We start from the raw sequence: 20,010 nt of genomic DNA, 5'->3' as shown, positions 1-20,010 counted from the left end.
AAACCATGCGTGTTACTTATTCAAGAGCGGGATGATTCGGTCGGCTGGATAGGCTTTTCCGGTGGCGACCGAAAGCTTGGCCGAGATCCAGCAGTGGCTGTCCAGTACTGCGCGCCCGCTGACGAGTCTGGTCGCGGGGTCGGCCGCCGAGGATCTGGCTCCGCTGGGCGAGGCGCTGGCCGGTGTGCGGGTGGTCGGGCTGGGCGAGGCGACGCATGGGACGCGCGAGTTCTTCCAGCTGAAGCACCGGCTCTTCGAGTATCTGGTCACCGAGCTGGGGTATTCGGTGCTGGCGACGGAGGCGAGCGAGTCGGCCGCGCCGGCCGTCGACGCCTATGTGCGCGACGGCGTCGGAGATGCGACGACCGTGGTGGCCGGGCTCGGCTTCTGGACCTGGCGGACCGAGGAGGTCGTCGCGCTGGTCGAGTGGATGCGCGCCTACAACACCGGGCGGGCGGCTGCTGACCAGGTCGGCTTCGTGGGGATCGACCCGCAGCGGTGCGCGGCATCGGTTTCCGCAGTACGGGAGTTTCTGTCGGCGTCGGTGCCTGATCGGCTGGCGGCGTTCGACGAGGGCTTCGGGTCTCTGTCTGACGCGCAGCCGGGGTCGGCGCCGGACAAGGACCGGTTGGTGGTCAGGGAGGCTCAGCAGCTGATCCCGTTCCTGGAGGCCAAGGGTGCTTCGGCCGAGGTCTTGCGGCACGCCCGGATTCTCGAGCGGGCCGGTGATCTGGTCAGCCGCGCGAAGGAGAACAAGGATCCTGCCGAGACGCTGTTCGCCGTGCGGGACACCTACATGGCCGAGGCGATCGGGCGGCTGGCCGATGAGGATCCGAAGCGGCGGATCGCGGTGTGGGCGCACAACGGTCATCTGGCGGCCAGCCGGCAGTCAGCGGAGCTGCGGCCGATGGGCCAGCACTTGCGGGAGCGGTTCGGGGCGGAGTACTACGCGCTGGCTCTGCTCTTCGGCTCTGGTGCGTTTCGCGCCCGCCGCCTGCGCCCAGGTCCGTGGCCGGGTCCGATGGACGGCCCGGTGATCGCCAACAACATCGACCGCGGCGGCTTCAACGCGCTCGAAGGCCAGCTCGCCGCGGCGACGCCCGGCGACCATTGGCTCAACCTGCGCGACGCCGACGCCGCGCCGGACGCGGTGAAGAGATGGCTGGCCGAGCCGCAGATGTTCCGCAGCTTCGGCGCCTACGTCCAACGCTGGACCTACCGGATGCAGTTCGCGCCGACACTGCTGACCCGGGAGTACGACGGCCTGGTGTACGTCGCGACCTCGACCCCGTCCGTACCGCTGCCCGAAAAGGAGACCGCCGCGAAATCCGCAGGCGGCTGAGCGGCCCAGACCGTTACCGTGACGGCCATGTGGACCGTCAACGACGAGGCGCCCGAGCGCCCAGACGTCAACGCCCTGATCCGTGGCTACTTCGCCGAGCTGACGGTGCGCTACTTCGACCGTCCGACCACTGACGCGGAGATCGACCTGACAGTCGCGGAGTTCCCCGCCATCGGTCTCGGCGTCTTCCTCGTACTCCGCTCCGACGGCGTCGCGGCCGGTCATCTCGGGGTCTACCCGACCGGCGAGCTCACCCGCTTCTTCGTCCACCCCGACCACCGGCGTGGCGGTGGCGGCCGGGCACTCCTTGCGGCCGCCGAGGACTGGGCCCGCTCACAGGGCCTTGCCCGTCTCTTCCTGGACACCCGCACCGATCTGGTCGAGGCACGGGCTCTGTACACCTCGGCCGGCTTCGCCGAACTCCCGCCGCCGGCCGGGACGCCCGGCCAGTTCCAGGATCACTGGTTCGAGAAAGTACTCACGCCACGCTGATGAGGGTGCGGCTGGGGGTCAGCAGCGGGAGCAGGGTGAAGAAGTGGGGGAGCGCGTCGGGGAGGCGGAGGCTGCCGGCTTCGTGACTGGTCCAGCCGAAGACGAGCTCGCCGTCCAGCACGTGCTCGGACAACGGCGTCGCGAACGCGCTCAAGGCGACGCGATCCGGACCGGTCTTCGGGTGGTGGTCACCGCAACCACACTCCGCGGCGATCACCATCGAGGTGAGCGCCGCGGGGGAGTAGTGCCGCAGCCGCAGCGTCGTACCGCGGGCGGTGAAGCGTGCGATCGTTGCGTCCGGCAACTGCACGAGCAGCTCGACCGGCACGGCGTGCGAGCCGGGTAGCAGGCGCAGACCGCGCGAGACGAGCAGGTCGGCCAAGGCAGAAAGGTTCATCGCTGCAATCCTGTGTGGCTGGTGTCGGCGGGCGGGCCTGGGGAAATGGCAGGGCCTCGTGCGCCTCAGACGGCGCGCGTCAGCGACAACAACAGCTACAACACAGCGAGATACGCATGCGCACGATCATGGCAGACCCTCACGCGCGCTGCCAAACACCGCCCGTCATCTGAGACGCCTGTCCGCGACAGCTGCGTGTGGCGAGCCCACCAGTGGTGGGCTCGCCACACACCTTGTTCGTAGGGGTCAGTCGGCTTTCTTGCCGAACATGATCTCGTCCCAGCTCGGCACGCTGGCGCGCTTGGAGGCGCGCTTGGCCGGCTTCTTCTTCTCCTCCGGGGCCTGAGCTGCGGCAGGCTCGGCGACGGGCTCGGCCGGCGCCTCAGCTGCAGGCTCTGCGGGCTTCGGAGCCGTCGGGCGTGGGTCGGCGGGCTTCGGAGCCGTCGGCCGTGGGTCGGCAGGACGGGGAGCCTCTGGCCGCGCCTGCTCCGGCCGACGCTCCTCGACCACCGGCGGCTCAGGCTGACGTACCTCCGGGCGGCGTACCTCCGGCTGGCGCTGCTCAGGCTCCCGCCGCTCGGGCTGACGCTGCTCTGGTTGGCGCTGTTCCGGCTGCTCCGGGCGGCGCTGCTCGGGTTGGCGCGGCTCGGGTGGGGTCATCCGGCGTTCGGCGAAGCGGTTCTCGGGGGCTGCCGCGCGCTCTTCCGGCGGGCTGACCGGCGGCGCCTCGACAGGGAGCTGAGCCGGGCGCTCGACCGCACGGACCGCCGGACGCAGCGTCGGCGGCGGCTCGATCGGTACGTCGATCAGGGTCGGCTCTTCATCCGGGCTCGGCACCGAGTGCACCCGTCGCGGCCCGCGCTCGACATCGCGCCGCTCCACGTCGCGGGCGGTCCCGTACTCCGGGTCGCGACCGTACCCACGACCCGTGTCCCGGTTCGCGTCGCGATCGGCCTGGGCCGCCCGCCCGCGCGGCAGGCTGATCGTGTCCTCGAAGCCGGCCTCGTAGCTGTCGGCGCCGTGGTCGGGCGCCAGGCTCAGGTCGAAATCGGCCACCGCGGTGAGCCGCCGCTCCGACGTCGGCTGCGGCGCGATCACCTGCGCCTGCTCACCGACCAGCCAGCGGGCCTCGTCGTCGTCCGGTACGGCGTACCGTCCCGGCGCGTCGTAGGCGAACATGGCGACCTTCTCGTCGTTCTCCTCGGCGAAGTACGACACCCGCACGGCCCAGCGGCCGTCGTCGCGGCGCCAGGCGTCCCACTCGGCCGAGGCCGGGTCGACGCCCCGGATCCGCAGCCGCTCGGTCACCCACGCGCCGAGGTTGCGCGTCGGGGCGTCACCGCCACCGCGACGGCGGACGGACGCGCGCTGGGCCAGGCTCGCGACGTGGTTGCGCTCGGCCAGCACCGGGCCGGCGAACGCCATCACCCGCTCCATCGGCATCTGGGCGACGGCAGCGACCGCCTCGGGACTCTCGCCGGCCCGGATCCGGGCCTGGATGTCTCGTGGGCGGAGCGCGCTCTCCATTTGAATCTCCAGCTGGCCGAGTCGGGCACGGTCGCCGCGCAGGGCCGCACGCAACCGGTCGTCGACCGGGACGGCGAACTCCTCACCCGTCTCTGCCAGCGCCAGGATGAGCTGTTTGCCATCCTGGCTCAGACCGACGAGCCTCGCCTCGCGCATTGCCTATGTTCTCCTGTGCGGTTCTTGACAGTCTCTCCCGATACCTGCGCCTCGACCAAGACCGGCGCGCCGTGCCCGCCGGTCATTGTGGAGGTTGCGTCACAAATCCCCATCTTGCCTGCTCAGAAGGGTCCTTGTCGTCACTTCAGTCACACTAGTCACAACCGCGCGTGATCCGGACACCGAGTCCCCGCAAACCGTCCGGAAACCGGTCAGTTCACCGGGTACGCCACACGGACCGCGAGCGCGCGCAGCAGGTCGTCGTGGTGATCCCCGACCGCCCGCCGGATCCCGGCCGGAACCTCCTCGTTCGCGATCAGGCCGGCTGCCAGCGCGACCACGCGGTCATCGATCTCGTAGGCCGGGAACGCCAGCTGCGCGGTCCTGGCGACCACCCAGCCCGAACGCAGTTTCTCGGTAGCCGCGATCTCCGCGAAATACCGGTCGACGTACGGCGCTGTCAGCTCGCGCTGGCCGTGGCGCCAGAAACCCTCGCAGGCGGCATACAACTCGTAGTTGGCGATGTCGGCGTCGGTGGTGATCTGCGCCCAGGCGCGCTCCTTCGCCTCTGCCGTCGGCAGGGCCGCGCGACACCGGGTCGCGTGCACGACACCCTCTGACGACGCGTCGCGGGCCAGTTCGGCGTCGATCCCGGCGTCGTCGACGGCTCCGAGGGCCGCCAGCGCCAGCATGACCAGCCACCGCAGATCGGCGTCGACGGCCAGACCTTCCGGTACGTCGTCGCCCGCGAGCCACCCGGTCAGCAGCTCCAGGTCGTCGGTCGTCCAGACGACGCCACGCGCGACGGCGAGTTGCAGGCTGCTCCCGGCCGGTACCGACTGAAGGCGCTCGGTCAGCGCTGCGGCCAGTCGTGCCCGGTACGGCTCGAGCGGGAGGTAGCGGCCCAGCAGGGACCTCGCCCAGCCGGTCATCGTGCCGACGGCGATGTCGCTGGTCTCCGTGGCCAGCGCGGCCAGTACGACGTCGAAGCCGAGTCGCGGATCGAGCTCGGCGTCGGCGGTCGCGTCGCGCAGGCTGTTCAGGATCACCGCGCGGGTCACGCCGTCCTCGATCTTCGGCATCACCGCCGTCAGCTTGCCCAGGCTCTGCGCGTCGAGGCGGATCTTCGCCCAGGTGTCGTCGCCCGCGTCCGGTACGACGACCGCGATCAACGGATCCAGCGCGACCTCGACCTCATCGGCGTCGAGCAGAACCGGTACGGAGCTGCCGTGGCCGGATTCGTCGTACCCACCGATGGTCAGCTGGTGCGGGCGGTCGGCCGGGTGATCGGCAGGAGCCTTGCGGTACAGCTTGAGGCCGGTGGCCGTGCGCTCGGCAGTGATCGTGTCCATGCCCGGCGTGCGGAGCCAGTGCTGTGCCCACGCCTCCAGGTCGACCGCGCCGGCCTCGGTCCACTTCGCGACCAGGTCGGCGAAGGTCGCGTTGCCGAACGCGTTCGCGCTGATGTGCGCCTTCACGCCGTTCAGGAACACCTCGTCACCGAGGTAGGCGTTGAGCTGCTTGAGCACCGCCGCGCCCTTGGCATAGGAGATGCCGTCGAAGTCGTCGAGCGAGGCGAGCGCGTCCTTGACCGCGTCGGCGGCGACGGGGTGGGTCGAGGACCGCTGGTCGGCCTGCTGGCCCCACCACTTGCGGACGAAGGCGAAGTCGATCCAGTTGTCGGTGTACCGCGTCGCGGTGGTCGCCACCCGGTGCGCCATGTACTCCGCGAATGACTCGTTCAGCCACAGGTCGTTCCACCACTGCATCGTCACCGTGTCGCCGAACCACTGGTGCGCCATCTCGTGCACGACTGTCCGGGCCCGGTTGCTGCGCTCGCCCTCGGTGACGGTCGAGCGGAAGACCATCTGGTCGCGGAACGTCACGCAGCCCGGGTTCTCCATCGCGCCGGCGTTGAACTCGGGGACGAAAGCCTGGTGGTACTCGCCGAACGGGTAGCGGTACCCGAACAGCCGGTGAAACTCGTCGAAGGCCTGGCCGGTCACCTCGAACAGGTCCTCGGCCTCGCGGTCGAGCGCCTCGGCCAGCGACCGCCGCGAGACCAGGCCGAGCGGGATGCCGTCGTGCTCACCGAGGATCTGGTGGTACGGACCGGCGACCAGCGTGACGAAGTACGTCGAGAGCGGCTTCGTCTCGGCCAGCTCCCAGCGGCCCGGCGACACCTGGGTCGCGGCGCCGTTGCCGAGCACGATCCACTCCGGCGGAACCGTCATCTTCATCCGGTACGGCGCCTTGAGGTCGGGCTGGTCGAAACAGGCGAAGATCCGGGGCGCGGCGTCCAGGAACGACATCGCGTACAGGTAGGTCAGCCCGTCGGCCGCGTCGACGCTGCGGTGCAGGCCCTCGCCGTCGTTCGAGTAGAGCATCGAGGCGACCACGACGAGCTCGTTCTCCGCGGTCAGACCGGTCAGCGCTAGCCTGCCGTCACTCAGACCCGCCACGTCGACGGGCGTCCCGTTCAGCGTGACCGAGGTCAGCACCTCGGGCCGCACATCCAGCCAGCTGGACTGGTTGGTGGCCGAAAAGACGATCCTGGTAGTGGATCCGAACGTCCGCTCGCCCTGGGTGAGGTCGAGATCGACGTCGTACGAATGGACGGACAGCGCGGCGGCCCGGGTGCGGGCGCCGTCGACGGTGAGACTCGGCATGCCGAGCACTCTATGCGGTCGCCGAAGGCTCCGGCAGAGCCATGGATACAGTTTGCCCATGACCGAGATGGAGTATCGCCAGCTGGGTGACTCCGGCCTCACCGTGAGTGTGGTGGGCCTGGGCTGTAACAACTTCGGCGGCCGGATCGACGCCGCTCAAGCCGGGGCCGTGGTGACCGCGGCACTCGACGCGGGGATCACGCTGTTCGACACCGCCGACGTGTACCGCGGCGAGCAGGGGTCGAGCGAGGAGATCCTCGGCAAGGCACTGGCCGGGCGGCGCGACGAGGCGGTGATCGCCACCAAGTTCGGTGGCGACATGAAGGGCGACAACGGGCCCGACTGGGGGGTGCGCGGTTCGCGCCGCTACATCCGCAAGGCGGTCGAGTCGAGCCTTCGCCGGCTGGGCACGGACTGGATCGACCTCTACCAGCTGCACGTGCCGGACGAGGTCACGCCGATCGAGGAGACGTTGGCCGCGCTGTCCGAGCTGGTTGCCGAGGGCAAGGTTCGCTACCTCGGCAGCTCGCAGTTCGCGGGCTGGCAGGTGGTCGATGCCGACTGGGCCGCGCGGACCGCGGGCGCCGAGCACTTCATCAGCGCGCAGAACCGGTACAACCTGCTCGAGCGTGAGGCGGAGGACGAGCTGATCCCCGCCTGCGAGCACCTCGGCATCGGAGTACTGCCGTTCTTCCCGCTCGCGGCCGGCCTGCTGACGGGCAAGTACAAGCGGGGCGAGGACGCACCCGCCGGCACCCGGCTGCTGAAGCAGCCCGAGCGGTTGGCGCGCGCCGACTTCGACAAGATCGAGGCCCTCGAGACCTTCGCGGCCGAGCGCGACCTCACGCTGCTGGACGTCGCCATCGGCGGGCTGGCAGCCCAGCCGACGGTCTCCTCCGTGATCGCCGGCGCCAGCAGGCCGGAGCAGATCGAGCAGAACGTCGCGGCCGGGCTCTGGGAGCCGACGTTCGAGGACTTGGCTGCCCTGGACGAGTTGACGTGACGCTGATCCTGCTGCCGCCGTCCGAGGGCAAGTCCGGCCGCTCGCGGGGCAAGGCGGTCCAGCTGCCGACGCTGTCGTTCCCGGAGCTCAATCCGGTCCGCGAGTCGGTGCTGGAGACGCTGGCCAAGGTGAGTTCGACGCCCGATGCGTACGGCGTACTGGGTGTCGGCGCCTCGTTGAAGAATGAGGTCGAGCGGAACACGAGATGGCGCTCCGAGCCGTCGGTGCCCGTGTCAGAGCTGTACTCGGGGGTCCTGTACGACGCGCTGGGCTACTCGACGATGTCGCCTGGCACCAAGCGCCGGGCCAACTCGCGGCTGCTGGTGATGTCGGCTGCCTGGGGTGCTTTGCGGATGGCGGACCGCGTACCGGCGTACCGGCTGTCGATGGGGACGACGCTGCCGGGGCTCGGGCCCCTCGCTTCGGTCTGGCGTGATCCGCTGGCGGCGTCGCTCGAGAAGGCCGCCGGCAACTCGGTGATCGTCGACTGCCGCTCGTCGACGTATGCCGCCGCGTGGAGACCCGTGGGCGAGCAGGCGGCCAAGTGGGTGTCGATCTCCGTCGTGCGCGAGCGCGGCGGAGTCCGTTCGGTCGTCTCGCACAACGCGAAGCACACCCGCGGTCTGGTGGCTCGCCACCTCCTGGAGTCAGGCAAAGACCCCGGTACGCCGAAGTCGCTGCACAAGCTGATCTCCGACCGCTGGAACGCCGAGCTCGAGCCGACCGGCGCAGCGTGGACTCTCACCGTGGTGGAGCACGACTAGCCCTCCGGTGGGGGGCTTTCCTCTCCCAGCAGCTGGCGGCGGTGTGCGTGGATGCCGGCCTGGAAGCGGGTGCGGGAGCCGAGCGTCTCCATCAGCTCGGCGACCCGGCGACCGACCGTACGGCTGCTCAGTGCGAGCTGTCGCGCGATCGCGTCGTCCTTGAAACCGGCCGCGAGCAGCGTCATCAGCCGGGCGTCGAGCGGGTCCATTCGGGCCGGCACCACCGGTACGGCCTGGTCCCACAGCAGCTTGAACATCTCGAGCAACGCGTCGAGCAGCGCGCAGGGATGGACGATGAGCGCACCCTCGACGAGCTGGTCGAGAGACAGCGGCAGCAGCGCGGCCGTCCGGTCGAACACCGCCAGCTTCATCGGCACCTGCGGATGCACCCGCGACGTCTCGCCGGCATCGGCCAAGCTGAAGGCCTTCTCGACCCCGCCCGGTACGTCGAGGGAGTCGGGGGAGTAGATCCCCCGGACGCTCACCCCTTCGCGGAGCAAACCACGGACTTGGCTGGCCGACTGCTCGGTCTTCGACGCGTACGGCGGCTGGTCGAGCACCAGGAGCTGTTCGCGCGTCCCGTTGAGCAACTGGGCGAACCGGGCCGCGATCGCTTCCTGCCCGATGATCACCTCGACCAGGTTCTCCGGCTGGTACTGCTCCTGCGTCCTGAGATCCGCAAGCATCAGCCGTGCCTCGTCCCGCACCCGGTCGAGCTCGGCCCGGCGGACAGCGACCAGCGCGTCGATCGCGACGTCCGGCCGGGTCGGCAGCAGCCGTACCGGCTCGTCTCCGGCCGTGGTCAGCAACCCGAGCTGCTCGAGCCGGGCGACCGTGTCGCGCAGCTCGTCCAGGTCGCGACCGAGCCGCTTGGCCAGGTCGTCCACGCGGCAACCCGGACTGGCCAGCAAGGCGCGATAGGCCTCTTCGTCCGGTGCATCCACCCCGACCGACTCGAGCACACGACCTCCTGATCGGTTCACACAAAAGCCGCAGCCAGTCTCGCTCCATCCGGGGGTCAGCGCGACCCCCTTTAGATCGTCACAATAGGCGTGGATCGACTACTCCCGGTCGACCCCTTGCGACCACACCGTGACCTGTGCCGACAGGCGGCTACGCCGATCCGGTGGGACGATGTGCCGATACCGAGAGACCTGGAGGCAGGATGAGCGAGAGCGCGAGTGCATCCACCGCGACGCAGGACCGCCCCGAACTGAAACGCGTGATGGGGCCGGGACTACTGCTGCTGTTCGTGGTCGGCGACATCCTCGGCACCGGCGTCTACGCGCTGACCGGCAAGGTGGCCGGCGAGGTCGGCGGCGCGGTCTGGCTACCGTTCCTGTGCGCGTTCGTCGTCGCGATGCTGACGGCGACGAGTTACCTCGAACTGGTGACGAAGTACCCGAAGGCCGGTGGCGCCGCGGTCTACACGCACAAGGCGTTCGGCATCCACTTCCTCACCTTCCTGCTCACCTTCGCGGTGATGTGCTCGGGGCTGACCTCGGCCTCCAGCGCCTCGAAGGCGTTCGCGGCGAACTTCTTCTCGGCGCTGAAGATCGATCCCGACCGCGGTTCGGTGCTGATGATCACCGCCCTCGGCTTCATGACGCTGATCGCCCTGGTCAACCTGCGCGGTGTCGGTGAGAGCGTGAAGGCGAACGTGGTGCTCACCATCGTCGAGCTGACCGGTCTGCTGATCGTGATCGGGGTCGGCGCCTGGGCGCTGGCCCACGGCGACGGCGACACCGCCCGGCTGACCCAGTTCAACACCCCGGACGGTGAGTCGCCGTTCAGCGCGGTGACGGCGGCGACGGCGCTGGCGTTCTTCGCGATGGTCGGCTTCGAGGACTCGGTGAACATGGCCGAGGAGACCAAGGACCCGGTCAAGATCTTCCCCAAGATCATGCTGATCGGCCTCAGCGTCACCGGCGTGATCTACATCCTGGTCGCGATCTCGGCCGTGGCGCTGGTGTCGCCGGAGGAGCTGAACAAGGGCGCCACGCCGCTGCTGAAAGTGATCCAGGCCGGCGCCCCGGACTTCCCGATCCAGATCTTCGCCTGGATCACGATGTTCGCGGTGGCGAACTCGGCGCTGATCAACATGCTGATGGCCAGCCGCCTGCTCTACGGCATGTCCCACGAGAAGGTGCTGCCCGGTCCGCTCGGACGCGTCCTGCACCGCCGCCGCACACCGTGGGTAGCGATCCTGTTCACGACGCTACTGGCGTTCCTGCTGATCGGGTACGCCGATCTGACCGCGCTGGGCGGCACCACCGCGTTCCTGCTGCTGTGCGTGTTCGCGATCGTCAACGTCGCCGTCCTGGTACTGCGCCGCGACCCGGTCGAGCACAAGCACTTCCACGCACCGACCGCGCTGCCGGTGCTCGGCGTCGTCCTCTGCGTCTACCTGGCCAGCCCACTGTCGGGCCGGGCCAAGCAGGACTACAAGATCGCCGGCTACCTGATGGTCGTCGGCGTCGGCCTGTGGGCGCTCACCTGGCTGCTGAACAAGTACGTCTTCAAGCGCAAGTCCGACTTCGACCCGAGCCACCTCGACCAGAGCGGCCCGGTCAACTAGGCGTACTGACTAGGCGACATCGGTACTACGTCCGGTCGGCACCACTGCGTGGCCGATCGGACGTGGCCGGCCGGCCACGGGGAGAGGCAGCAGCATGGCGAGCGCGACAGTGCCCAGTGAACCCAGACCGAGGACGACGGCGAGCCACCCGAGCGTCTCGTAGCCGGCACCGCTGCCGATCGCCAGCCCGCCGATCCACGGGCCGATCGTGATGCCGACGTTGAACGACGAGAAGTTGACCGCCGTCGCCAGCGTCGGCGCGTCACCGGCGAGGCTGAACACCCGCGCGTTGAGCGCCGGGTTCACCGCGAACCCGAAGCCGCCGAGCAGGAAGATCGCCGCGATCGCGACCACCGGCGTCGTCGCCCAGACCGCGAGCACGGTCGACATCGCGCACAACCCGCTGATCCCGATCGCCAGGGTGCGGAAGGGCAACGCATCGGAGTACCGGCCGCCGATCGTGATGCCGATCAGCGAGCCCACGCCGTACAGGGCGAGAACGGCCGGTACGGCGCCTGGATGCAGGCCGGTCGTCTCGGTGAGCAGGGGAGCGAAGTAGCTGAAGACCACCAGGATCGCGGCGGTGACGAGTGCGGTGGTGGCGTAGGACAGCCACAGCCGCGGGTTCACCATCGCGCGCAGCTCGGCGGACATCCGCGGTGTTCTGCTGGGATCGGGCCGACCGAGCGGGATCGTCGCCAGCACCCCGGCCATCGCGCAGATCGACATGACAGCAACCACCCAGAACGCCGCCCGCCAGCCGAAGTGCTGACCGATCAGGGTGCCGGCCGGCAGTCCGACGATCGTCGCGATCGTGAGCCCGCCGGTGACGACGCTCATCGCCCGCGCCCGCGAGGTGACAGGGACGAGCCCGACCGCCGTGACGGCGGCCACCGCCCAGAACCCGGCATACACGAAAGCGCCGACCACGCGGGTGACCAGCAGGATCTCGTAGTTCGGGGTGAGTGCCCCGGCGACGTGGCTCACCGCGAACAGGGCGAGGAACACCAGCAACGCCGTCCGCCGCGACCAGCGCAACGTGGCCACGGCCAGCACCGGAGCGCCGATCAGCATGCCGACCGCGAACGCCGAGATCAGCAGGCCGGCGGCCGGGATGGACACGCCGAGATCCTCCGCCATCTCCGGCAGCAGGCCGGCCAGCATCAGCTCGGACGTGCCCTGGGCGAAGATGGCCAGGGCCAGGATGTAGACAGCGATCGGCATTACGGAAGGTCCCCTCCGGCTTCTGGGTCGTACAGGGCGGCTCAGAAGCGGTCTGCCTCGGCCGGTGACGGCGAGTATCGCGACCGCTGTCATCCAGTGTGACCGAGCAACTACGATCACGCAGCGCCACGCCCAGACCCCGGACAGTCGTTGCAGCTTCCTGCAACTCGAATCAGGTGCGTGTCGCGGCCTGCGCTGCTGTGCGGTTTGGCGAGATCGGGCAGAGTTGGTGCATGAGCTACCCGACCCCAGCGCGACGCACCCGCAGCGTCGTCGACGGCGCCAAGATCACCAGCGGCCTGATACTGCTCGGCGTCCTGGTCGGGCTGATGTGGCTGAGCGAGATCGTCGACACCGCCCTGAACGGCAAGCTCGACCAGTACGGGATCCTCGCCCGCGACCCGGACGGCCTGTTCGGCATCCTCACCTCGCCGTTCCTGCACGGCGGGTTCGGGCACCTGATCTCGAACACGCTGCCGCTCCTCGCGCTCGGCGCGCTGATCGCCTTCAGCGGCGCGCTGCGGCTGTTCTCGGTGACCGCGATCGTCGCGACCATCGGCGGCCTCGGCACCTGGCTGACCTCACCGCCGCACTCGAACACGATCGGCGCGAGCGGCCTGGTCTTCGGCTTCGCCGGCTACCTGATCACCCGCGGCGTCTTCAACCGCCGCCTCGGCCAGGTCGCGATCGGCGTTCTCGTCGTCCTCATCTGGGGCGGCGGCCTGCTCAGCGGCCTCCTCCCACAAGACGGCATCTCCTGGCAGGGCCACCTCTTCGGCGGCATCGCCGGCATCTTCGCCGCCTGGGTCCTGTCCGACGACCGCCCGAAGGCCATCGCCGCCACCCCGCGTCCGGTGATCTGAGCGCTAGCCGATCGTTGAGAGGTCGGTGTTCGCGCCGCAGATGACTGCGACGACCCGCTCGCCTGGTGCCGGCTGGTAGGCGCCGGTTTGCAGGGCCGCGTACGTGACTGCGGCGCCGTGCTCGACGGCGAGCTGGTACTCGCGCCAGAATTCGTTGCGGGCGGCAACGATTGAGTCCTCGGTGACGAGCACCGACTGGACGCCGTTCGCCTGGACGGCCTCGAAGGCGAGGGCTCCGAAGCGGCGGGCACCGAGCGAGTCCGCCGCGACACCACCGACCTGTACGTCGACCAGCTCGCCTGCGTCGAGCGTCTTGGCCAGGGTGGGAGCCAACTCGGGCTCGATGCCCACCACCTGGGCGCGGTCGCCGAGGGCGGTCGCGATGCCACCGATCAGGCCGCCACCGCCAACGGCCACCAGCACGGTGTCGAAATCGTCGCCCAGATCCTCCAGCAACTCCAGCCCGATCGTCCCCTGACCTGCCACCACCTCCGGCTGGTCGTAGGCGTGCAGCAGCAACGCCCCCGACTGCCCGGCCTCGGCGACAGCCGCCTCATACGCCTCCGCGTACTCGTTCCCGATCTGCACGACATCGGCGTCCAGCGTCCGCAACCGCGCGACCTTCGCCGCGGGCGCATTGACCGGCACGAAGATCCGCGCCGGTACACCGAGCTCGCGAGCGGCGTACGCGCCGGCCAGACCGGCGTTCCCGCCAGACGCGGTGACGACGCCCTGCCCGGTGAGCTTGCCCTGCTCCTTGGCCACCAGCAACCGGTTGAACGCGCCACGCGGCTTGAACGAGCCGACGTGCTGCAGCAGCTCCAGCTTGAAGGTCAGCGTCGGCGACACCCGCAGTACCGGCGTACGGCGAACGCGGCCGTCGATCCGTCGGGCAGCGAGCTGGATGTCGTCACGAGTCACAGTCATGTGTCCCACCCTGCCACGCGGATCAGGACTACCGTGGGTCGAGCTTCACGATGAATTGGAGGCGACCAGATGGGCGCGTACGAGGACAGTCACCGCCGCAGCCTGACGGACCCGGAGGGGTTCTGGCTGGAAGCGGCCGGCGCAATCAGCTGGACCAGGCCACCCACGCGAGCACTCGACGACTCTGCGGCACCGATCTACCGCTGGTTCCCCGATGGCGAGCTCAATACGTCGTACAACGCGCTCGATCGCCACATCGAGGCCGGGCTCGGCGACCGGACCGCCCTGATCTACGACTCACCAGTCACCGGTACCACCCGCAGCTACACGTATACCGAGCTGCGCGACGAGGTGGCTGTCTTCGCGGGTGCGCTGCGCGGTCTGGGCGTCGGGGTCGGTGATCGGGTGATCGTCTACCTGCCGATGATCCCCGAGGCCGTGATCACGATGCTCGCCTGCGCGCGACTCGGCGCGGTCCACTCGGTCGTCTTCGGTGGGTTCGCCCCGAAGGAGCTCGCCGCACGGATCGACGACGCGACACCCAAGGTGATCGTCGCGGCCTCCTGCGGCATCGAGCCGACCCGGGTGGTCGAGTACAAGCCGATCATCGACACCGCCCTCGAACTCTCGGCCCACCAGCCCGAGTGGACCGTGGTGCTGCAACGCGAACAAGCGCTCGGGAAGCTCGGAGAGCGCGATCTTTCCTGGGAGAGCGCGATCTCTGGCGCGATCCCGGCCGATCCGGTGCCCGTCGCCGCGACCGACCCGCTCTACGTGCTCTACACCTCCGGTACGACCGGCAAGCCGAAAGGTGTCGTCCGCGACAACGGCGGCCATGCGGTCGCGCTCGCCTGGACGATGGGCGCCGTCTACGACATCAAGCCCGGCGACGTCTGGTGGACCGCCTCCGATGTCGGCTGGGTCGTCGGGCACTCCTACATCGTCTACGCGCCGCTGCTGATCGGCGCCACCACCGTGCTCTACGAAGGCAAGCCCGTCGGTACGCCGGACGCGGGCGCCTTCTGGCGGGTGATCTCCGAGCATCGCGTGAAAGCGCTCTTCACGGCGCCGACCGCACTCCGGGCGATCAAGAAGGTCGATCCCGAGGCGCGCGAGCTGTCGAAGTACAGGCTGGACGGGTTCAAGACGCTCTTCCTGGCCGGCGAGCGACTCGACCCCGAGACGTATCGCTGGGCTCACGACAAGCTCGGCGTACCGGTGGTGGATCACTGGTGGCAGACCGAGACCGGCTGGCCGATCGTCGCGAACCCGCGCGGTCTCGAGCCGCTGCCGGTCAAGCCCGGGTCGGCCACTGTGCCGCTGCCCGGGTGGGATGTGCAGGTCCTTGATGGCGCCGGTAGCCGGCTGCCTGCGGGGGAGGAGGGGTCGATCGCGATCAAGCTGCCGCTGCCGCCGGGCGCGTTGCCGACCCTGTGGGGAGACGACCAGCGCTACATCGACAACTACCTGAGCCGGTACGACGGGTACTACCTGACCGGCGACTCGGGGTACGTCGATGCCGACGGCTATGTCTTCGTGATGGGCCGGACCGATGACGTGATCAACGTGGCAGGGCACCGCCTGTCGACTGGCAGCATGGAGGCCGTCCTCGCCGCGCATCCTGCGGTGGCGGAGTGCGCGGTGATCGGAGTGCACGACGCTTTGAAGGGACAACTGCCGCGCGGACTCGTCGTACTGAAGGCGGGCACGACGATCTCGCCGGAAGCGCTGCAGGCGGAGCTGGTCGCCGCGGTACGCCGGGACATCGGGCCGGTGGCGGCGTTCCGGGAGGTGGCCGTCGTGGATGCGCTGCCGAAGACGCGGTCGGGCAAGATCCTGCGCAAGACGATGCGCGGCATCGCCGACGGCCGCGACGAACCGGTCCCGTCGACAATCGAGGACGCCGGCGTGCTGGACGCGCTCCGCCCGATCCTGCGGCACGACTCGTGACGCTCAGCGGCTGCGCCGGCACCGGGGGCAAACATGTGTATCGGTGGTGACTTAGGCTCGGGGGTATGCGAGTCGTAATAGCTGGTGGACATGGACAGATCGCGCTGCGGCTGACGAAGCTGCTCACCGCGGACGGGCACTCGGTCGTCGGGCTGGTGCGCAACCCCGCGCACGAGGCCGATATCGAGGCGGCCGGCGGCGAGGCCGCAGTACTGGACCTGGAGTCGGCCGAGGTCGACGACGTCGCCAAGGTGCTGGCCGGCGCGGACGTCGCGATCTTCTCGGCCGGTGCCGGGCCGGGCAGCGGGAACGACCGCAAGGACGCCGTCGACCGCGGTGCCGCCGGCCTGCTCGCCGACGCGGCCGAGCAGGCCGGCGTACGGCGGCACGTGCAGGTCAGCTCGATGGGTGCCGACCGGGCCGACGAGCTGGATCCCGCCGACGACTTCACGATCTATCTGAAGGCCAAGAAGGCCGCCGAGGACAACCTGCGCGCCCGCGACGGGCTCGACTGGACCGTGCTGCGCCCGGGATCGCTCACCAACGACCCCGGCACCGGTCTGGTACTGCTCGCCGACAAGACCGGACGCGGCAGCGTCACCCGCGACGACGTCGCGCTCGTCCTGGCGGGCCTGTGCAACACCCCCGGCGCGATCGGCCGCACCCTCGAGCTGATCGCCGGCGACACCCCGGCCGCCGAGGCCCTGGCCACCCTCTGACGTTGCCGCTGGCAACAGATTGTGACGGATATGGGCGACGACACCCGCCGGCAGGTGCAGTTCGAGCGCACCGCCAACAGCAAGTACGAGGTCCGCAACATCCGCGGCGGCAGCCTGTCGGTCGGCTCCGGCGGCGAGACCGACACCGACTTCACCCCGGTCGAGCTGCTGCTGGCCGCGATCGGCACCTGCTCGGCGATCGACGTCGACGTCGTGACGAGCCGCCGGGCCGAGCCGACCGAGTTCCGCGCGACGGTCAGCGGCGACAAGGTCCGCGACCCCGAGCAGGGCAACCGGATCGAGAACCTCGCGGTCGAGTTCATCATCACCTTCCCCGAGGGCGAAGACGGCGACAAGGCCCGTGAGGCACTGCCGCGCGCGATCAAGATGTCCCACGACCGCCTGTGCACCGTCAGCCGCACGGTGGAACTGGGCACCCCGGTCACGACCACCCTCTTCGGCTGACCTACAGCTCCGGCGGCGGCGCCTGGGGGCCTCGGTAGGGCTGGGTCTGGCTGTAGACGAGGTTGGTGGTGGTGCTGCCGAACTCGGTCAGCTCGTTGACGAGTTCCTCCAGGTGCGCCATCGACCCGGCCGCGACCTTGAGGGAGTAGCAGTCGTCGCCGGTCGTGCGCAGGCACTCCAGGATCTCGAAGCGGCGCTCGAGCAGCTTCTTCAGCGGGTCGTGCTTGTTGCCGGGATACTTGAGCCGTACGACGGCCAGCACCGCGAACCCCACCTTCGCGAGGTCGACGTCGGCGCGATAGCCGCTGATCACGCCGGTCGCCTCCAGCCGCTTCAACCGCTCCGTGGTCGCGGACGCGCTGAGGTTCACCCGCCGGCCCAGCTCGGTCAGCGGGATCCGGCCGTCGCGCTGCACCTCGACCAGGATCGCCCAGTCGGTCGGATCAACCTGACTGGGGTGGCGGGGTGGGGTCAGCATTTGTGGGGTCTCGGTCATCCAGCGAATCTACCGGTGAATCCACGGCCCCAAGGGCGGTTTTCGCCGAGGAATCTCTTCAAACGGGCCATTCCGGCTGGATAGCCTGAACGGGTGCAACTCGCCGTGAACGTCCCCAACTTCGGCCCCGGTACCGACCCCGGCCGGCTCCGCGACTGGGCCCAGACCGTCGAAAGGCTCGGCTACGACCGGCTGATGGTCTCCGACCATGTCGCAATCACGCCCGACGTCGCGGTGCAGTACCCGGCACCCTTCTACGAGCCCTTCACCACGCTCAGCTGGCTGGCCGGGTTCACCCGGATCGGCCTCGGTACGACGGTACTGATCGCGCCGTACCGGCATCCGTTGCTGGTCGCGCGGATGGCCGCCAACCTCAACGCATTGAGCGGCGGGCGCTTCGTGCTCGGGCTCGGGGTGGGCTGGGCGCGACAGGAGTTCGAGGCGCTCGGCGTCGACTTCACCCGCCGCGGCAAGCTCACCGACGAGCTGATCCGTGACGTCCGCACGGCATGGGCGAACGACGCCGACTACCGCGCCGGCCACATCCCGATCTGGGTCGGCGGTGGCAGCGACGCCGGGCTGCGGCGCGCAGTACAGCTCGGAGATGCATGGCATCCACTGCGCCAGCGCGTCGACTGGATGCGCGACAAGCTGGCTCGCCTGAAGGAGCTGGCCGACGAGGAGGGCCGCGCTGTACCAGGGTTTGCGCCGCGGATCATGTTGCGGCTCACCCCGGCGCCCCTGCCCGACGCGGAGCGGGTGGCGGGGGAGGGATCGATCGACCAGGTGCTGAGCGACCTGGAGGAGTTGCGGCAATTGGGTGCGGCGACCGTAGTGCTGGATCCCTTCGGTGGCGATCCGGCCGAGACCGAACGACCGCAGTACGCCTGGAAGGACCTCGCGACCGTCGCGGCGTCCTGGCAACGCAAAGAACTGGAGCAGTTGTGACCCCCGAAGCAGAAGACTTCCTGCGCCACGCGATCGCCCTGGCCGCGACGGCTCGGGAGTCCGGCAACCCACCGTTCGGCTCACTGCTCGTCGGCCCCGACGGCACGGTGATCGCCGAGGACCACAACACGAGCATCACCGAAGGCGACATCAGCGCCCACCCCGAACTCAAGCTCGCCAAATGGGCCGCCCGGGAACTGGACGCCGACACCGCAGCCGGCACCACGATGTACACGAGCTGCCAGCCGTGCGGCATGTGCACCGGCGCCATCGAACGCTCCGGCCTCGGCCAGGTCGTCTACGCACTATCCGGCGAGCAACTCAACGGCCTCAAGCCGGGCGGCGGCTTCGCAGCGGTACCTCAAGAAGGCCCAGCCCTGTACGACGAGGCCCGGGTGCCCGTCGACGGCTACTACGTCTGACGTGGCTTGCCCGCCCGGCCGCTCAACTGGCGGCCGGGCGGAGCGCAGTACTAGTTGGGCGCCAGGCAGAGGGTGTACTTCTTGGAGCGGCTCTCGTCGGTGTAGGACACGGTCGAGTCCTCGAAGCGGGCGCACTCGTCGCCGTTCGCGGTGCCGTCGATCCGGCCGACCACCTTGTAGTCCGCCTCGCTGGCGGTGCAGTCGACGACCTTCACGTTCGGCTTCGCCGCGGTGCCCTTGTTGTAGACGCACGAACCGACCGCGGCCGACGGCTCGCTGGTCAGGTTGGCGAGCGTGACAAGCAGCGCGATGACCACGATCGGGAGCAGCAGGCCGAGCGCGACCGGGCGCTTGAACAGCGGTTTGCCCGGATCCATCGGCCGGCCGGGCGCACCCGGCGCCGGCTCGGGCAGGTTCTTGAACTTCGAGTAGGTGCCGAGGTTCAAGAACATCGTGATCGGGTTGATGATCAACGACGCGATACCCCACCAGCCCTGCCACATGCTCTTCGCGGTCAGGTCGCGGGTCGCCGCCGTGCCACAGGTCTTGCAGAACGGACCCTGCAGCTTCAGGAAGCGCATCAACACGATGAAGCCCTGGTGACCGCGCACGGTCGCCTCGACGGCCGGCACTCCACCACAGAACCGGCACTGCAACTGCCCCTGCGGGTACTGCCCTGGTTGCGGCTGAGGCTGGTACGGCGGCTGCGGCTGCCCGTATGGGGGCTGACCGTAAGGCGGCTGGCCCGGCTGAGGTTGTTGGTACTGCCCGCCCTGCGGTCCACCCGGCCCGTACTGCGGGAACGGCGGCTGACCCTGCGGCTGACCCGGCTGCTGGTAGGGCGGCTGCGGCTGCCCGTATGGGGGCTGACCGTAAGGCGGCTGACCGGGCGGGGGAACATAGCCGCCACCGCCGGGCTGGAACGGCGGTTGCTGAGGGGGAGTGGTCACGAATGAATCCTGTTACTCGATTTGGGACATCACCGAACACCGCACCCTACTCATCGAAAGACTTCAGCCACCCACTCCGGTATGAAACGGTGACCTGATCGCCACCGCGCGTCATCAC

The 20,010-nt window shown here is 69.4% G+C and carries 19 protein-coding genes; 11 read left to right on the top strand and 8 right to left on the bottom strand.

The genetic code is table 11. The features are described 5' to 3' along the window. Positions 1-61: 61 nt before the first annotated feature. Positions 62-1,342, top strand: coding sequence for an erythromycin esterase family protein (locus G3I17_RS12955; protein ID WP_164596233.1), 1,281 nt, complete (start codon positions 62-64; stop codon positions 1,340-1,342). Between the two features lie 27 nt (positions 1,343-1,369). Beyond that, entirely contained in the window at positions 1,370-1,834 is a 465-nt protein-coding gene (locus tag G3I17_RS12950) for a GNAT family N-acetyltransferase (RefSeq protein ID WP_164596232.1), read from the top strand. On the opposite strand, the gene G3I17_RS12945 is transcribed toward G3I17_RS12950, so the two are convergent. The 3 genes from G3I17_RS12945 to pepN all read right to left on the bottom strand — a co-directional run bounded on the left by G3I17_RS12945 (position 1,821) and on the right by pepN (position 6,583). Continuing rightward, positions 1,821-2,231: a hypothetical protein gene (locus tag G3I17_RS12945; RefSeq protein WP_164596231.1), complete on the bottom strand. Its 411-nt coding sequence runs from the start codon at positions 2,229-2,231 to the stop codon at positions 1,821-1,823. The genes G3I17_RS12950 and G3I17_RS12945 overlap by 14 nt on opposite strands. A 246-nt stretch (positions 2,232-2,477) precedes the next feature. After that, positions 2,478-3,914, bottom strand: a complete 1,437-nt coding sequence (sepH, locus tag G3I17_RS12940; protein WP_164596230.1) for a septation protein SepH — start codon at positions 3,912-3,914, stop codon at positions 2,478-2,480. A gap of 212 nt (positions 3,915-4,126) precedes the next feature. Continuing rightward, entirely contained in the window at positions 4,127-6,583 is a 2,457-nt protein-coding gene (gene pepN / locus G3I17_RS12935) for an aminopeptidase N (RefSeq protein WP_164596229.1), read from the bottom strand. Between the two features lie 58 nt (positions 6,584-6,641). Here pepN and G3I17_RS12930 point away from each other — a divergent pair, with 58 nt between their 5' ends. Together G3I17_RS12930 and G3I17_RS12925 are read left to right on the top strand one after the other, a co-directional pair. Continuing rightward, a complete protein-coding gene (locus G3I17_RS12930; protein WP_164596228.1) occupies positions 6,642-7,586 on the top strand; it encodes an aldo/keto reductase in 945 nt (314 codons plus the stop codon). Next, entirely contained in the window at positions 7,583-8,350 is a 768-nt protein-coding gene (locus G3I17_RS12925; RefSeq protein WP_164596227.1) for a peroxide stress protein YaaA, read from the top strand. Before G3I17_RS12930 ends, G3I17_RS12925 begins: the two co-directional genes overlap by 4 nt. Here G3I17_RS12925 and G3I17_RS12920 read toward each other — a convergent pair. Continuing rightward, positions 8,347-9,312: a transcriptional regulator TrmB gene (locus G3I17_RS12920; protein ID WP_164596226.1), complete on the bottom strand. Its 966-nt coding sequence runs from the start codon at positions 9,310-9,312 to the stop codon at positions 8,347-8,349. The two genes, G3I17_RS12925 and G3I17_RS12920, sit on opposite strands and share 4 nt — an antisense overlap. Before the next feature lie 203 nt (positions 9,313-9,515). On the opposite strand from G3I17_RS12920, the gene G3I17_RS12915 reads away from it, so the two are divergent. After that, the gene (locus tag G3I17_RS12915) at positions 9,516-10,928 is read left to right on the top strand and encodes an APC family permease (protein ID WP_164596225.1); all 1,413 of its coding nucleotides are present in this window, start codon (positions 9,516-9,518) and stop codon (positions 10,926-10,928) included. A gap of 9 nt (positions 10,929-10,937) precedes the next feature. Here G3I17_RS12915 and G3I17_RS12910 read toward each other — a convergent pair whose 3' ends face one another. Further along, on the bottom strand, positions 10,938-12,152 hold the full coding sequence (locus tag G3I17_RS12910) for a Cmx/CmrA family chloramphenicol efflux MFS transporter (protein ID WP_164596224.1): 1,215 nt from the start codon (positions 12,150-12,152) through the stop codon (positions 10,938-10,940). Between the two features lie 233 nt (positions 12,153-12,385). On the opposite strand from G3I17_RS12910, the gene G3I17_RS12905 reads away from it, so the two are divergent. Continuing rightward, positions 12,386-13,015 (top strand): rhomboid family intramembrane serine protease, encoded by a 630-nt coding sequence (locus G3I17_RS12905; protein WP_164596223.1) that lies wholly within the window; start codon positions 12,386-12,388, stop codon positions 13,013-13,015. A 3-nt stretch (positions 13,016-13,018) separates the two neighbouring features. On the opposite strand, the gene G3I17_RS12900 is transcribed toward G3I17_RS12905, so the two are convergent. After that, entirely contained in the window at positions 13,019-13,942 is a 924-nt protein-coding gene (locus G3I17_RS12900; RefSeq protein ID WP_164596222.1) for a threonine/serine dehydratase, read from the bottom strand. Positions 13,943-14,011: 69 nt separating this feature from the next. Here G3I17_RS12900 and G3I17_RS12895 point away from each other — a divergent pair, with 69 nt between their 5' ends. The 3 genes from G3I17_RS12895 (at position 14,012) to G3I17_RS12885 (ending at position 17,076) form a co-directional block, all read left to right on the top strand. Next, positions 14,012-15,892 carry a propionyl-CoA synthetase gene (locus G3I17_RS12895; protein ID WP_164596221.1) on the top strand — a complete coding sequence of 627 codons (1,881 nt, stop codon included), beginning with the start codon at positions 14,012-14,014 and terminating at the stop codon, positions 15,890-15,892. A gap of 65 nt (positions 15,893-15,957) precedes the next feature. Beyond that, on the top strand, positions 15,958-16,611 hold the full coding sequence (locus G3I17_RS12890) for an SDR family oxidoreductase (protein ID WP_164596220.1): 654 nt from the start codon (positions 15,958-15,960) through the stop codon (positions 16,609-16,611). Positions 16,612-16,641: 30 nt separating this feature from the next. Next, on the top strand, positions 16,642-17,076 hold the full coding sequence (locus G3I17_RS12885) for an OsmC family protein (protein ID WP_164596219.1): 435 nt from the start codon (positions 16,642-16,644) through the stop codon (positions 17,074-17,076). Between the two features lies 1 nt (position 17,077). On the opposite strand, the gene G3I17_RS12880 is transcribed toward G3I17_RS12885, so the two are convergent. Then, a complete protein-coding gene (locus G3I17_RS12880; protein WP_239062475.1) occupies positions 17,078-17,572 on the bottom strand; it encodes an Lrp/AsnC family transcriptional regulator in 495 nt (164 codons plus the stop codon). A gap of 93 nt (positions 17,573-17,665) precedes the next feature. Here G3I17_RS12880 and G3I17_RS12875 point away from each other — a divergent pair, with 93 nt between their 5' ends. Beyond that, positions 17,666-18,520, top strand: a complete 855-nt coding sequence (locus G3I17_RS12875; RefSeq protein WP_164596218.1) for an LLM class flavin-dependent oxidoreductase — start codon at positions 17,666-17,668, stop codon at positions 18,518-18,520. Then, complete coding sequence (locus G3I17_RS12870; protein WP_164596217.1) at positions 18,517-18,942, top strand: nucleoside deaminase; 426 nt, start codon at positions 18,517-18,519, stop codon at positions 18,940-18,942. The genes G3I17_RS12875 and G3I17_RS12870 overlap by 4 nt, the downstream gene beginning before the upstream one ends. A gap of 50 nt (positions 18,943-18,992) precedes the next feature. Here G3I17_RS12870 and G3I17_RS12865 read toward each other — a convergent pair whose 3' ends face one another. Further along, positions 18,993-19,892: a toxin-antitoxin system, toxin component gene (locus G3I17_RS12865; RefSeq protein WP_164596216.1), complete on the bottom strand. Its 900-nt coding sequence runs from the start codon at positions 19,890-19,892 to the stop codon at positions 18,993-18,995. Between the last annotated feature and the right edge of the window lie 118 nt (positions 19,893-20,010).

Source organism: Streptomyces sp. SID13031 (assembly GCF_010548305.1).
In the GTDB taxonomy this organism is placed as follows: Bacteria; Actinomycetota; Actinomycetes; order Propionibacteriales; family Kribbellaceae; genus Kribbella.
This window is presented reverse-complemented; position numbering and strand designations above follow the sequence as displayed.

Excerpts from the sequence above, each read along its gene's own strand:
- G3I17_RS12950 (WP_164596232.1), top strand. The coding sequence starts at position 1,370 with ATGTGGACCGTCAACGACGAGGCGCCCGAGCGCCCAGACGTCAACGCC.
- G3I17_RS12945 (WP_164596231.1), bottom strand. The coding sequence starts at position 2,231 with ATGAACCTTTCTGCCTTGGCCGACCTGCTCGTCTCGCGCGGTCTGCGC.
- sepH (WP_164596230.1), bottom strand. The coding sequence starts at position 3,914 with ATGCGCGAGGCGAGGCTCGTCGGTCTGAGCCAGGATGGCAAACAGCTC.
- pepN (WP_164596229.1), bottom strand. The coding sequence starts at position 6,583 with ATGCCGAGTCTCACCGTCGACGGCGCCCGCACCCGGGCCGCCGCGCTG.
- G3I17_RS12930 (WP_164596228.1), top strand. The coding sequence starts at position 6,642 with ATGACCGAGATGGAGTATCGCCAGCTGGGTGACTCCGGCCTCACCGTG.
- G3I17_RS12915 (WP_164596225.1), top strand. The coding sequence starts at position 9,516 with ATGAGCGAGAGCGCGAGTGCATCCACCGCGACGCAGGACCGCCCCGAA.
- G3I17_RS12910 (WP_164596224.1), bottom strand. The coding sequence starts at position 12,152 with ATGCCGATCGCTGTCTACATCCTGGCCCTGGCCATCTTCGCCCAGGGC.
- G3I17_RS12905 (WP_164596223.1), top strand. The coding sequence starts at position 12,386 with ATGAGCTACCCGACCCCAGCGCGACGCACCCGCAGCGTCGTCGACGGC.
- G3I17_RS12900 (WP_164596222.1), bottom strand. The coding sequence starts at position 13,942 with ATGACTGTGACTCGTGACGACATCCAGCTCGCTGCCCGACGGATCGAC.
- G3I17_RS12895 (WP_164596221.1), top strand. The coding sequence starts at position 14,012 with ATGGGCGCGTACGAGGACAGTCACCGCCGCAGCCTGACGGACCCGGAG.
- G3I17_RS12890 (WP_164596220.1), top strand. The coding sequence starts at position 15,958 with ATGCGAGTCGTAATAGCTGGTGGACATGGACAGATCGCGCTGCGGCTG.
- G3I17_RS12885 (WP_164596219.1), top strand. The coding sequence starts at position 16,642 with ATGGGCGACGACACCCGCCGGCAGGTGCAGTTCGAGCGCACCGCCAAC.
- G3I17_RS12880 (WP_239062475.1), bottom strand. The coding sequence starts at position 17,572 with ATGACCGAGACCCCACAAATGCTGACCCCACCCCGCCACCCCAGTCAG.